Annotated in this window: 14 protein-coding genes and 3 pseudogenes; 9 read left to right on the top strand and 8 right to left on the bottom strand. The window is 58.7% G+C overall.

Going from position 1 to position 12,971, the window contains the following annotated elements; genetic code table 11:
• Window positions 1-144: 144 nt before the first annotated feature.
• Window positions 145-591, top strand: a complete 447-nt coding sequence (locus tag AC1RT6_RS06135; RefSeq protein ID WP_079447936.1) for a universal stress protein — start codon at window positions 145-147, stop codon at window positions 589-591.
• 380 nt (window positions 592-971) lie between these two features.
• Window positions 972-1,244: a hypothetical protein gene (locus tag AC1RT6_RS06130; protein ID WP_079447988.1), complete on the top strand. Its 273-nt coding sequence runs from the start codon at window positions 972-974 to the stop codon at window positions 1,242-1,244.
• A 30-nt stretch (window positions 1,245-1,274) separates the two neighbouring features.
• Here AC1RT6_RS06130 and AC1RT6_RS06125 read toward each other — a convergent pair whose 3' ends face one another.
• The 3 genes and pseudogenes from AC1RT6_RS06125 to AC1RT6_RS06115 all read right to left on the bottom strand — a co-directional run.
• Window positions 1,275-2,558 carry a cystathionine gamma-synthase family protein gene (locus AC1RT6_RS06125; protein ID WP_079447934.1) on the bottom strand — a complete coding sequence of 428 codons (1,284 nt, stop codon included), beginning with the start codon at window positions 2,556-2,558 and terminating at the stop codon, window positions 1,275-1,277.
• 101 nt (window positions 2,559-2,659) lie between these two features.
• Window positions 2,660-2,883 (bottom strand): annotated as a pseudogene (locus AC1RT6_RS06120) (DUF3147 family protein); the annotation flags it as partial.
• A gap of 20 nt (window positions 2,884-2,903) precedes the next feature.
• Window positions 2,904-2,993: pseudogene (locus tag AC1RT6_RS06115) on the bottom strand (phosphatase PAP2 family protein); the annotation flags it as partial.
• 23 nt (window positions 2,994-3,016) lie between these two features.
• Between AC1RT6_RS06115 and AC1RT6_RS06110 the strand changes: the two are divergent.
• The 4 genes and pseudogenes from AC1RT6_RS06110 to AC1RT6_RS06095 form a co-directional block, all read left to right on the top strand.
• Window positions 3,017-3,140, top strand: a pseudogene (locus tag AC1RT6_RS06110) (TrbC/VirB2 family protein); the annotation flags it as partial.
• Between the two features lie 83 nt (window positions 3,141-3,223).
• Complete coding sequence (locus AC1RT6_RS06105) at window positions 3,224-4,156, top strand: efflux RND transporter periplasmic adaptor subunit (protein WP_472791377.1); 933 nt, start codon at window positions 3,224-3,226, stop codon at window positions 4,154-4,156.
• Window positions 4,157-4,173: 17 nt separating this feature from the next.
• Window positions 4,174-4,389 carry an efflux RND transporter periplasmic adaptor subunit gene (locus AC1RT6_RS06100; protein WP_244553554.1) on the top strand — a complete coding sequence of 72 codons (216 nt, stop codon included), beginning with the start codon at window positions 4,174-4,176 and terminating at the stop codon, window positions 4,387-4,389.
• Between the two features lie 31 nt (window positions 4,390-4,420).
• A complete protein-coding gene (locus tag AC1RT6_RS06095) occupies window positions 4,421-7,594 on the top strand; it encodes an efflux RND transporter permease subunit (protein WP_493029294.1) in 3,174 nt (1,057 codons plus the stop codon).
• Window positions 7,595-7,831: 237 nt separating this feature from the next.
• On the opposite strand, the gene AC1RT6_RS06090 is transcribed toward AC1RT6_RS06095, so the two are convergent.
• The 4 genes from AC1RT6_RS06090 to AC1RT6_RS06075 form a co-directional block, all read right to left on the bottom strand.
• Complete coding sequence (locus AC1RT6_RS06090) at window positions 7,832-8,284, bottom strand: VOC family protein (protein ID WP_079447932.1); 453 nt, start codon at window positions 8,282-8,284, stop codon at window positions 7,832-7,834.
• Window positions 8,285-8,428: a hypothetical protein gene (locus tag AC1RT6_RS06085; protein ID WP_158081550.1), complete on the bottom strand. Its 144-nt coding sequence runs from the start codon at window positions 8,426-8,428 to the stop codon at window positions 8,285-8,287.
• Window positions 8,429-8,975: 547 nt separating this feature from the next.
• On the bottom strand, window positions 8,976-9,398 hold the full coding sequence (locus AC1RT6_RS06080; protein ID WP_079447930.1) for a DoxX family protein: 423 nt from the start codon (window positions 9,396-9,398) through the stop codon (window positions 8,976-8,978).
• A gap of 102 nt (window positions 9,399-9,500) precedes the next feature.
• A complete protein-coding gene (locus AC1RT6_RS06075; RefSeq protein ID WP_079447987.1) occupies window positions 9,501-10,580 on the bottom strand; it encodes an alkene reductase in 1,080 nt (359 codons plus the stop codon).
• 123 nt (window positions 10,581-10,703) lie between these two features.
• On the opposite strand from AC1RT6_RS06075, the gene AC1RT6_RS06070 reads away from it, so the two are divergent.
• The gene (locus AC1RT6_RS06070) at window positions 10,704-11,633 is read left to right on the top strand and encodes a LysR family transcriptional regulator (RefSeq protein WP_079447929.1); all 930 of its coding nucleotides are present in this window, start codon (window positions 10,704-10,706) and stop codon (window positions 11,631-11,633) included.
• Between the two features lie 99 nt (window positions 11,634-11,732).
• On the opposite strand, the gene AC1RT6_RS06065 is transcribed toward AC1RT6_RS06070, so the two are convergent.
• Complete coding sequence (locus tag AC1RT6_RS06065) at window positions 11,733-11,909, bottom strand: hypothetical protein (protein WP_472791378.1); 177 nt, start codon at window positions 11,907-11,909, stop codon at window positions 11,733-11,735.
• A 93-nt stretch (window positions 11,910-12,002) separates the two neighbouring features.
• Between AC1RT6_RS06065 and AC1RT6_RS06060 the strand changes: the two genes are divergently transcribed.
• Entirely contained in the window at window positions 12,003-12,596 is a 594-nt protein-coding gene (locus AC1RT6_RS06060) for an ankyrin repeat domain-containing protein (RefSeq protein WP_244553553.1), read from the top strand.
• 60 nt (window positions 12,597-12,656) lie between these two features.
• Window positions 12,657-12,965 (top strand): hypothetical protein, encoded by a 309-nt coding sequence (locus AC1RT6_RS06055; RefSeq protein WP_472791379.1) that lies wholly within the window; start codon window positions 12,657-12,659, stop codon window positions 12,963-12,965.
• Window positions 12,966-12,971 lie beyond the last annotated feature (6 nt).

Here is a 12,971-nt window from a genome sequence, read left to right as displayed (position 1 = left end):
CGCACGAGGCCGTAGCAAAAGACAATGGCATTGCATTGCGCGTTGTCAAACTGCGACAACGTAGCGGCCGGCACAGCGGCTCCTTGTTGAGGTCAGATATGATTGCTATGATCGTAGCAGGATTTCCGAGTGCGGAGCGGCACCATGTACACTCACATTCTCATTTCCACTGACGGCTCCGAACTGGCGCAGAAAGGTGTCGACCATGGCTTGTCGCTGGCCGACGAAAACGGCAGCAAGGTTACAATCATCACTGTGACGGAGCCATTTCCAGTTCCTTCCATCAGCGCAAGCGGATGGGGTATGGCGGGAATGGACCCGGATCGGCTTAAAGATGCCAACACACGGCATGCACAAGCTATCCTTTCCGCAGCGAAAGCGGCGGCGGAAGAAATGGGACTGACGGTCGAGACACTCCATATCCCGAATGCCTTACCGGCCGCAGCTATCGTTGACGCGGCGAAGGCGCAGGGGTGCGACCTGATCGTCATGGCCTCCCATGGTTACCGTGGGATCAAGAGGGTCCTTTTGGGCAGCCAGACTGCCGAGGTTGTTGCTACTGCGCATATTCCGGTTCTTGTGGTCCACTAGATCGGCGGCCGGCGACGCACACCCCGCCGATTTCGACGGGGTGCGCAGGTTCGCTACGACCGGGCCAGTGCCACTTTCCGTTTTTCGCGAAGCCGGGTGGCAGTCACCGACCCGGTGGCCTAAGCTGGATGCGTTTGTTTCGACGATTGATCACTGGCTTGATGAGGACATGAAGGTACCGCGCAAGCAGCGCCCTTTCGATACGACGAAAGGCACCTTACGAGGTTCTCCGTGCACGACAATCATCGACGAGCGGATGTCTCATAAGTGCGACGTCATTATCACACTTGATATCGAACGATTTAATGCCCTCTGGAAGTGCTGACTGAAGCATCCAGCGTATCGTGAGGGAGAGGCCATCGCTATTTAAGAGGAAGCAATTGCGCAATTTCTTGCTGTGGTTCTTCCGAAATCGTGAAACGGGCGAGGTCACGATCGTCCAAGCGCCCAATCTCGCTTTGTGGGTGGTCATCGTAGCGGGCGTTCTGCTTTGGATTTGGCCTGAACCTGGCAGCCCACGCTTTGCTTTAGAAATTGTCTTTAGGGGTGGTCTCATCGTTTGGGCAATCGATGAGATTGTCCGCGGGGTAAACCCCTGGCGGCGCTGTCTCGGAGTGGCCGTGTTGATTTATGAGCTCACGACCATTCTATGATCGGTCGTTCGAATGAATTGCAGCCCGCGGTTATCGCGCGTCCAGGGCTTGAGCGACATCCGCGATCAGATCGTCCGGATGCTCGATGCCGATCGAGAGCCGGATTGTGGAATCGAGAATCCCTATCCTCTGCCGGACGTCGGCCGGTACGCCGGAGTGCGTCATGCTCGCGGGCAGGCTTGCGAGCGACTCCGTGCCGCCGAGGCTGACGGCGAGTTTGAAAATCTGCAACGCATTGAGAAATCTGAACGCGGCGGCCTTGCCGCCCATGATGTCGAATGAGAACGTGGAGCCGGCGCCAGTGCATTGCTGCTTATAGAGCCGGCCGGCCGACGAGTTCTCGTCGAGGTGACCGAGGTAGTGTACTTTGGCTACCCCGGCGTGGTCGCGCAGGTAGTCCGCGACGAGCCGCGCGTTCGAGTCGGCTTTCACCATCCGGATGCTCAGTGTCTCCAGTGATCGGCTGAGCATCCAGCAGGAGTGCGCTTCCAACTGTGTGCCGATGGCTCCACGCAAAGCCTTCACGTCCTTGATGACGGTCTTCGAGCCGAGTGCGGCGCCTGCGATGAGGTCAGAATGGCCGCCGACGTATTTGGTCAAGGAGTACAGGGAGATGTCCGCGCCGTGTTCAATGGGCCGCTGAAAAACCGGGCCAAGCAGCGTGTTGTCGCAGGCGACGAGCGGCGTATGACCCTGCGCCTGACCGATCATATCGGCGATGCGACGCACCATAGCGATGTCGACCAGGCCGTTCGTTGGATTCGCAGGCGTCTCGATGAAGATCATGGCTACCCGACCTTTGCGCATGGCGTCCTCCGCCGCCGCGCTGACCGAGGCTTCGTCGACCCCATCGGCGAACCCAACCGCGCCGATGGACAAACCCGCAAGCGTCTTGGCGAAGAGGGTCTCGGTCCCGCCATAAAGCGGTTGGGAATGAAGGACCACGTCGCCCGGACGCACGAACGCGAGAATGGTGGTCGCTATCGCGGACATGCCGGATGAAAACAGCGCGCACTTGTCGGCGCCCTCGTAGATAGAGAGCCTGTCTTCGACGATTTCGCTGTTGGGATGGTTGAAGCGCGAATAGACCAAGCCTGCACCACTTCCCTCGGGCGGCTCGCGACGTCCGGAGACATAATCGAAGAAGTCCTGTCCGTCCTCGGCGGTCCTGAAGACGAACGTCGACGTCAGGAAGACGGGGGGCTTGACGGAGCCTTCCGATAATTGCGGATCGTACCCGTAGTTCAGCATCAGCGTTTCCGGATGCAGCTGATGGTTGCCGATGTGTGTCTTCGAAGGAAAGGGCTTGACCATGGACCGTCTCGATTTTTGCATTCACCGGAGTGAGTTTGGCAGAATTTGAGCGGGAGTGCCTGAGAGATTGGCCCCTTTTCCGCGGAGAGCACGCCCCCGTCGCTGTAGCACAGCAAAGCAATGCCTCCCAAAATCATGAGCTCGCCTGAACGCCGGCATAATGGGAGCCGTGTTGAGCCCAGGCGATGCCGAGAGTGGCAAGCGCGACAGAGGGAGCGGCGCCGAACAGTCCCGCAAAGCTCTTCGGTCGAACAACGTCTCCGATGATGGCGAACAGCGAGACAAAGAGGCCGCCGGCAATAGATCGAAGAATATATTCGGTCAGGACTTCCGCCCCCGCGAGGTGGCCGAAGCGAGCGCGCCCATGTGAACCGCATGGCCCGACGGAAATGCGTCGAGACTGTCTCCGGACAACGGGATGCCATGGAGATGACCTTATCGATGCCGCAGGAAAATGGCCGCTCCAGAAGATCCTCCAGTCGATCGAAGGGCAGGTCGCGAAGATCATCGCGGTAATCATCAATCATCATCGTCACTAGCCTGACGCTGGCCTTCGGCGACACCTCGGGCGACTTCCGCCGCCGGGGTCGTTAGTGCAGAATGAACAAATTGAAAATGGACTCGCTTTCACTACAGTATTTCGAAACACTCTCAAGGACTGACGCGTGTTGGAGGCGGCTCTGATGGTACGAGCTCCATTTTTAATAATTGTCTTGTTTCTGGCCGGCTTGCTTTCCGGTTGTGACACCAAGCCGGCGGCGAGCACCAATCATCCTCCGCTGCCATCCGTCACCGTTTCGAAACCAATTCAGAAGTCGATTACCGAATGGGATGAATACACTGGCCGGTTCGAGGCGCTGAAGACAGTCGTTGTTCGTGCACGCGTCTCCGGTTTCATAGACTCCATTCATTTTAAGGACGGTCAGATTGTCAAAGAAGGTGATCTCCTGTTCGTGATCGACCAGCGGCCCTATAAACTCGCGGTCGATCAGGCTAAGTCCGATCTCGAACGTGCGCGAGCCAAGCTTGATATCGCCACGGCCGACGTGGAGCGGGGGACGCCGCTAATCAGCCATCAGACCTTAACCGCGCGTGAGTTCGACACGCGAAAGTCCACGCAGCGCGAGGCCGCAGGCGGAGTTGGCGCGGCAGAAGCTGCGCTCAAACAAGCCGAACTCAACCTCGAATGGAGCGAGGTCCGCGCCCCCATAACCGGGCGTATCTCCGATCGGCGCGTCGATGCCGGAAATCTAATCACGGGTGGGCAGAGCGGGGCGACGTTGCTGACCGTAATTGTTTCGCTTGATCCCATTCACTTCATATTCGATGGCAGCGAATCTGATCTTCTGCACTACCTGCGTCTCGCCGCATCCGGAGGGCGACGATCGTCGCGCGACGTGGAGAACCCGGTTGCCGTTCGTCTCGCCGACGAGACTGATTTCAAGCACACGGGCCGAATGGATTTCGTCGATAATGCCATTAACCCGAAGACAGGTACGATTCGCGGTCGTGCCATCTTCGATAACAAGGATGGATTGCTGACGCCTGGTTTTTTGGGCGGCTGCGGTTGTACGGCGGCAACAGCGAAGCATTCCTGATTCCGGATAGCGCGATCGTGTCCGATCAGGCGAGCAAGATCGTATTCGCGGTCGCTGAAGACGGCACGGTTGGCGTCAAGAAAATAGAACTGGGCCCGATCGTCGATGGACTGCGCGTCGTTCGCTCGGGCCTTGCGCCAAATGACCGTATCGTGATCGAAGGTTTAGCCCGCGCGCGGCCCGGACAAAAGGTCGAGGCCGAGGACGGAACGATCAAGGCCGCCGCGAAATAAGCGTCGCTCAGCGCGGGGTGGTGAGGTTCGAATGCGCTTTTCTCATTTCTTCATCGACAGACCAATCTTCGCTAGCGTGCTTTCAATTATCCTGACGCTTGTCGGCGCGATCGCTCTTCGCGCGCTTCCGATTACTGAATATCCTGAAATCGCTCCGCCCACTATCCAGGTGACGGCGACGTATGCTGGCGCCGCGGCAGATATCGCGGCGGATACGGTGGCTTCGCCAATAGAGCAGGAGATCAACGGCGTCGACAACATGATCTATATGGTGTCGCAATCGACGGGCGACGGCACGACACAGATTAACGTCGTCTTCAAACCCGGTACAAATATCGACGACGCGCAGGTCTTGGTGCAGAATCGAGTCTCGATCGCGTTGCCGCGTTTGCCGGAAGAGGTGCAGCGTATCGGCGTAACCGTCAAAAAGAAGTCACCTGACCTGATGATGGTGATTCATTTGATTTCGCCCGATGGCACGCTCGACCAAGCGTATATCTCGAACTACGCGACTATCAATATTAAAGACGTGCTAACCCGGGTCGACGGGGTTGGTGATACGATCGTGTTCGGCGCGCGTGACTATTCCATGCGCATTTGGCTTGATCCGGCCAAAGTGCAATCGCGCGGTTTGACCGCGAGCGATGTGATCACCGCATTGCGCGGCGCTAATATTCAGGTTGCCGCTGGCGCCATCAATCAGCCGCCTGCGAAGTCGCCGGTTGGATTCGAGCTAGCGGTGCAGACATTGGGTCGGCTCTCTAGTCCGGAGCAGTTTAGCGACGTCATTGTCGCGACGGATCAGGACGGCCGGGTGACGCGCGTGCGGGATATCGCCCGTGTGGAACTGGGCGCTTATACTTACACTACGAACGCTTATCTTGACGGCAAGGTCGCAACCGGAGTCGGCATTTACCAGCGTCCCGGCTCAAATGCGCTCAAGACCGCAGCCGCTGTAATCGCGACGATGGACGACCTTGCGAAGAATTTTCCCCCCGGTCTTAGCTACCGCATCGCATACAACACCACCCAATTTATCGAGCAATCAGTTCACGAGGTGATCAAGACCTTGTTCGAAGCACTGGTTCTTGTAGTACTCGTCATCATTCTATTCTTGCAGACCTGGCGCGCCGCGATCATTCCTGTGGTCGCTATTCCGGTGTCGCTGATCGGTACGTTCTTCGTGTTGGCCGCCTTTGGTTTCTCGCTGAATAACCTGACTCTCTTTGGACTTGTCTTGGCTATTGGCATCGTAGTGGACGATGCTATCGTCGTGGTAGAGAACGTCGAACGTTATCTTCGCCAGGGCCTGATCCCGCGTGACGCCGCACACAAAACCATGGATGAGGTGGGTGGCGCACTGGTTGCAATTGCCCTGGTTCTTTGCGCTGTATTCATTCCCACCGCATTCATTACTGGCATTTCCGGCGCGTTCTATCGACAGTTCGCTATCACCATTGCGTCTTCCACGATCATCTCGGCCATCGTGTCATTGACGCTATCGCCAGCGCTAGCTGCGCTGTTTCTGCGACCGCATGATCATGAGGAAAAGCCTGGCTTTTGGATGACCTTCGGCCGACCGTTCAATGCCTTCTTTACCGTATTCAACAATGGGTTTGAGAAGCTTTCGAACGGTTACGCGGGATTGACACGACGGATCGTGCGAGTCGTGGCGTTGATGCTCCTAATCTATGTCGGTCTGATTGGCCTGACCTACTTCCAAATGTCCCGCACGCCGTCTGGGTTTATCCCACCGCTGGACCGTGGCTACTTCATCACGGCCATCACTTTGCCGCCGGGATCTAGTCTCGAACGCACCGACGTCGTTATGCGCAAGGCGTCGGACCGTCTCTTATCACGGCCAGGAGTCGCCCACACCGTGACTTTCGCCGGGTTCGACGGCGCGACTTTCACCAACGCTCCCAATTCCGGCGTCATCTTCGTCACTCTCAAGCCTTTTGAAGAACGGGAAAAAGATAAGCTTAAAACTGAAAAGATCCTTGATGATCTGCGCGCGCAGATGCAAGCGTTGCGCGAGGCTTTCGTTCTAGTCATTCCACCACCTTCGGTCCCCGGCATCGGCACGGGCGGCGGCTTTAAACTGTATGTCCAAGATCGCGGCGGTCGCGGTCCCCGTGCGCTTGAGCGAGTCGTCAACGCGATAACTGGCTTGGCCAATAAGACTCCTGGGCTCATTCAGGTCTTTACGTTATTCAACGCCTCGACGCCGCAGGTTTTTGCCGACATCGACCGCACGAAGGCCGAAATGCTCGGTGTGCCGATATCGCGTTTCTTCGACACGCTGTCGACCTATATGGGGTCGACCTATGTCAATGATTTTAACATCCTGGGGCGCACTTATCGGGTGACAGCGCAGGCCGACAACCCATTCCGGCTTTCGACGCGCGATGTGGAAGCCTTACGGACCCGCTCGAACGCGGAGGAAATGGTGCCGCTTGGTGCGGTTGCGACTTTCCGTGACATTACCGGGCCGTACCGCGTCCCGCGCTACAATCTCTTTCCCGCCGCAGAGGTGCAAGGTGCCACGATCCCAGGGTTTTCGACCGGTCAGGCGATCGGTACTATGGAAGATATTCTCGCCAAGAACTTGCCGTCCGGCTTTGGCTTCGAATGGACCGAGATCGCCTTGCAGGAGAAAGTTGCTGGAAATACCGCCGTTGTCGCATTCAGCTTTGCGGTGGTGTTCGTGTTTCTATTGCTGGCCGCGCAATACGAAAGTGTATTGCTGCCACTTGCAGTAATCTTGATTGTGCCGATGTGCCTGCTTGCGGCAGTGACCGGCGTGCTGTTGCGCGGCATGGACAACAACATCCTCACTCAAATCGGCTTTGTGGTGCTCATCGGCCTCTCCTCAAAGAATGCCATTCTCATCGTCGAATTTGCCCGGCAAGCGGAGAATGACGGCGCCAGTCGCTGGGATGCAGCAGTACAGGCGGCGCGTACCCGGCTTCGCCCGATCCTGATGACCTCGATCGCGTTCATCCTTGGCGTCGTACCATTAGTGATCGCCACCGGCGCAGGTGCCGAACTTCGACAGGCTCTCGGGACCGCCGTCTTCTTTGGAATGCTTGGCGTTACGCTGTTTGGCCTCGTGTTCACGCCGTTATTCTATGTTTTGGTACGCTGGATTGCGTCAATTTTCTCCCGCCGCGGTACGGCCGACACGACGCAACATCCTTCATAACCGCGTCGCCGTCATGGCACGTTTACATCGAAACGCCTCGCCGAAGACGTGGAGCGGTTCGGATACAAGGTAGCCGCGACGATTCTCAGCAAGACGCCTCCCTTTTGTTGCAAGAGCGAGCGCGAAGTAGCAGGTGTGTTTTCGACTGTATGGGGTGAGGATTCGACTCATCGATATTACCTCATTCGTTGATTGCTGAAAGCGTCGAACGCCCAACGTCCCGAGCGGCTACCACCTCTAGCTCGTAGCCATCCCCTTTCCCGCCAGCTCCTTTTTCGCGCTTTCGTTCTTAGTCAGGTGCGTCAGACCCATGCCGCGCAGAACGTTTGGAGCCTTGGTGAACTGGATATTGTCATAGCCCACGATCTCGATGCGATTGCCCCAGGGGTCGCGGAAATCGAGAAACGGACCGTCGATCGGCTCGACCCCCGCAGCCTTCAAGGCGCTACGCGCCGCCTCTTTGTCGTCGACAACGAGGCCGAAATGCCGACCATCATCGGCGGACTGTTTGCGTCCCGCCATCAACGCGATGAATTGGTCGCCGAGATCGATGAAGGCCATCGCCTCGCTCTTACCGCGCAATTGAAAGTCGAAGATGCGACTATAGAATTCCAGCGCTTCCTCTATATCACCGACCTCCAGCGCCACGTGGTTGAAACCGATGGCGCGCGGCTTTGTGAAACTAACCATTTAGTCCTCCTCTTGGTCGATCTGCCGCTCCTTGACTAGCCAGGCGGGGTTCGCTGCCGAGCCATAAGCACTGCCGGCGGCAAGATGCCGGGGCTTGAAGATATCAATTTCGTTGCGCGGTCCAGTAGCCCGAGCATCGCTCATTCCCCTCGTGGCCGTTCCATGTCCCGCGGCCAGAAACACTGGAGAGTCGGCCGGAGCCGGAGGCGTATTTATCTTGAACGGTCACCGAAGCGCGAACCGCGCCAGATTTCGCGACGTATCCTCTGAACCTTACGAGATTAGGATGCGTCACAACTCCATTAGAAATATTGACAGTGAAGTTGTAGGTAGGATCGCACGCGCCTCGTTGCGTCACGAAGACGAGGTCCCAAGAACCATCATAAGCCGATCGCGCGTTTGCGGTATGCGATAGGACAACAAAACAGATTGTTGCCATCGCGCGGAGCGAAAGCATCTTCATAATGATTTCTCCCAACGTTAGCGTACTTCTTTAACGAAACTAAGTTCCTTGAACGATTTTCAAAAGGCCTGAATGGCGATGCAGCGGCTTGAGGTGAACCGACCTGCGATTGTTCTGTTGCAGGAAGATCAGGGAGCGAGCGCCGCGACGACGTCCTCAATGTGATGTCTGCGATCTGACTTGGTTCGTCACGGTCGAAACTGCGAGTGAGAACGTCGTGGCGGATGGTCAGGCGGTCGCTCCGAGGCTTGAACCTATGCCACCGGCCTCGCGCTGGTTGTCGATGCTGAATGCGCCGGCGCCAAATGCCGCGATCTGCAGAAGCCCGCCCGCCATCATCACGTTCTTGAGGAAATGGATCATCTGGTTCTGGTCGGCAAAGTTGTTATGAAACGACACCGCTGCTGCGAGCGAGAACAGGGCAAGAGCAGCGGCGACGGAGCGAGCACGATAGCCGGCGATGAGAAGCAAACCGCCGCCGAGTTCGACGGCTACGGCCACCGCATAGGCAAGCGGCGGAATTGGCAATCCGACGGCGTTGATCATGCCGGTTGTGGCGCTATAGGCACTGAGCTTGCTCAAGCCGCTCATTGCAAAGGGAAGGCCGATCATCAGCCGACCGGCGAAGGGAAGATAGCGGATAATGCTCATGGCAATGACTCCTGTAATTGGAACGTTCTATTAAGTTCGGGCCTGGCGGTCCTGAACTGCCCGCACTGCGCAGCTCGATCTGGACGGACAACGTCGCGCGGCTCAGGCGGCGGCGACCTCAAGCGCGGGATAATCGGTGTAGCCTTGTGAGGTGCCGCCAAAGAAGGTGGTGTGGTCCGCCTGATTCATCGGCGCATCGCTCTTAAGCCGCGCGACGAAATCAGGATTGGCCAGCACCATCTGGCCGTAAGCCTCAAGGTCGGCCAGTCCCGAAGCCACATCAGCGCCGATTTCCTCGCGCGGGCGTCCGGGTCTGTTCAGGATCAGCGCCTGCTTCCATTGCGCGCGCAGGTCGGCCATCAGCCTATCGTCGCCGTTGTGCATGACGTGGATGTAGGCAAGGCCGAGCTTGTTGAGTTGGGCGACGAGATGGCGATAGAGATCGGGGCCGCTCGCTCCCTCGTCGAGTCCGCCGAGGGGTGATCCGGGAGACAGGCGGATGGCCGTCCGGTCGGCGCCGATTTCCTCTGCGATTGCCTTGGCGACTTCGACCGCGAAGCGGGTGCGGTTCTCGATCGAGCCGCCATATTGGTCGGTGCGCGTGTTGGCGTTCGGGGCGAAGAACTGCTGAACGAGGTAGCCGTTGGCGCCGTGGATCTCGACGCCGTCGGCGCCAGCCTCAATGGCCGCGCGCGCCGCGTGACGGAAGTCGGCAACGGTCTGGTGGATGTCTTCAGTCGACAATGCGCGCGGCGCCGGAATCTCCTGCATCCCTGTCGCGGTGAACATCTGCGATGCGGGTGCGATTGCGGATGGCGCAACAGCTTGGCGATGGTGCGGTGTGTTGTCGGGATGCGACATCCGCCCGGCATGCATGAGCTGGATGAAGATTCGACCGCCTTTGTTATGCACGGCCGTTGTCACCTTCTTCCATCCCGCGACATGCGCCGCTGTGTAGATGCCCGGCGTCGTCAGGTAGCCTTGCCCGTCGTCCGAAGGCTGCGTGCCTTCCGCGACGATCAGGCCGACGTCGGCGCGCTGCCCATAATACTCGGCCGCGAGGTCTCCCGGCGTGCCGTCGGGCTTGGCGCGGCTGCGGGTCATCGGGGACATGACCAGACGGTTTTGCAGGACGTAGCGTCCGAGACGGACCGGCGTGAATGTGTGGATGCGAAGTGTCATCGTGTGCTCCTTCGGCTGCTTGGGCAGCGGCGTTGCCTTCACGCACAATATGAGGGATGGCTTATATCGGGTGGAGCCAGTATATTTTGATATTATCTATCGGCTGTACCGATGGAGTGATCGATGCTTGAAAGCGTGTCGTTCGACCAGTTGCGGATGTTCGTGGCCTCTGCCGATGAAGGCAGCTTTTCGGCCGCAGCGCGCCGCGTGCGAAGAACCCAATCAGCGGTGAGCGAAGCGATTCTGAGTCTGGAGGCTCAGCTTGGCGTCGTGCTGTTCGATCGTGCGGGGCGTTATCCCAGGCTGACGAAGGAAGGTGTTGTCCTGCTGGCGGATGCGCGCGCGGTAATCACCGGCGTCGACGCCATGAAGGCGCGGGCGAAGGGGATTGCTGGCGGACTCGAGGCTGAGTTGACGGCTGTCCTCGACGTGTTTCTGCCGATAGAGGTGATCGCCGAGGCGGCGCGAGAATTTCGTATCCAGTTTCCGGCGACGCCGTTGCGTCTCTATGTCGAGGCGCTCGGTGGCGCGGTGCAGCCGGTTTTGGATGGGCGAGCGAGTTTTGGTGTCGTGGGTTCTCTGCCGACGCTTCCAACCGGTTTGATCAAGGAGCGCCTGTTCGATGTCAAACTGATGATGGTGGCTGCAGCGAGCCATCCTCTTGCATCCTACCGTGGCATCATCCCGAAAGAGGAGTTGGCGCGGCATGTGCAGCTTGTCCTGACGGATCGATCCACGCTCACGGAAGGCCGCAACATCGGCGTGATGTCGCCGTCCACCTGGCGCCTGGCGGACCTCTTTGCGAAACACGCCTTCCTTGTCAGTGGCCTGGGATTTGGGGGCATGCCCCTGCACACGGTGGCAAGGGATATTGCCGAAGGGCGGCTCGCCGAGCTTTCGATTGAAGAGGCACCGCCTGGAGGGCTGCCTCTTCCCATGTTCGCTGTTTATCGGGAAGGCGAACCTCCAGGACCGGCCGGGCGATGGATCATCGAGCATTTAAAGAAATGCTCGGAAGGCGTCGCGGCGAAGGAGGGGCCACGAGCATGCTAAACGGAGCGCGCCGTTAGGGTTGCAGGCTTCTAAATACGAGCTGCTGCCGACTTGTTGGACGGCTGACTGAAATGCATGTTGTTGTGTTAAGGCAGTATCCTATGTGCGCCGGGCGCATCTGGCAGCGAGGATCGCTTCCATCTGCTCGACCAGTTCCGATGCGGCCCTGCGCGTTCCCAGGCGTAGATGGAGACGGCCATCGCCGGCCGCCGTCGGCTCGACCAGTCGCGCCGCGCGGTCGGTGATCGCGCGGGTCAGGCAACCTGACTCCGTCATCACAGGAAACAGACGATGCTTCGCCGTTCCGTCCTTGTAGGTGTCGCTTCCCTGTTGTTGACGGCTGCCCCTCTCGTTGCGGCAGGAGAGACCATGCGTGGAACCTCATTGCTTTTGGCGGCGAGCAAGGATGATGTCGCCGCCATCAAAATACTTCTGGCGGACGGCGTGCAGATCGATGCGCGCGACGACAGCGGAGCGACCGCGCTGCTGGTTGCAACCCACGTCAACGGAATCGAGGCGGCCAGGGCGTTGATCGAGGCTGGCGCCGACGTCAACGCCAAGGATAAAATCGAGGACAGCCCGTATCTCTATGCCGGAGCGCGCGGCCATCTCGACATCCTGAAGATGACTTTGGCGCACGGTGCCGACCTGAAAAGCATCAATCGCTACGGCGGCACAGCGCTCATACCGGCTTCGGAGCGCGGTCATGTCGAGACGGTGCGCACGCTGATTGAAGCGGGAGTCGATGTTGATCACGTCAACAGGCTCGGTTGGACCGCGCTACTGGAGGCGATCATCCTCGGCGACGGCGGCAAGCGGCACCAGAAGATCGTCGATCTGCTCGTCAAGGCCGGAGCCGATGTCAATCTGGCCGACGGCAAGGGCGTGACACCGCTCCAGCACGCCCGCGCGTACGGCCACGATGCGATCGAGCGGATTCTCGCCGTCGCCGGAGCGCACTGACAAAGGAAGGCGCCATGAATGACAGGATGAGCGATGCAGCGAGGTTGTTTCGCCATATCGATGATTGTGGCGCTCGACCACCTAGCCGATCCGGCCGAGGCGGGGGCGCTGTCGGCGCTGATGCAGGGCGGCGGCTTCCTGATCACGGCGCTGCCGCCATGGATCGTCGCGATGCTGCACGATCTCACCGGCAGCTTCATGGCCGGCTGGCTGCTGCACCTCGCTTCAGTCGCTGTTGTTGTCGTTCTGTACTGGCGCATGAATCCGGGAAGCTATGCCGCGGCGATGAGCCTGCCCGCGGTTTCGATAACACTTTTGAACGGTTCGTCGGCGAACAAACCGATAAATAAAAAGACAGCGCGTGCTTAAGTGCGG

Source organism: Nitrobacter sp. MLSD-S21 (genome assembly GCF_058809865.1).
This window is presented reverse-complemented; position numbering and strand designations above follow the sequence as displayed.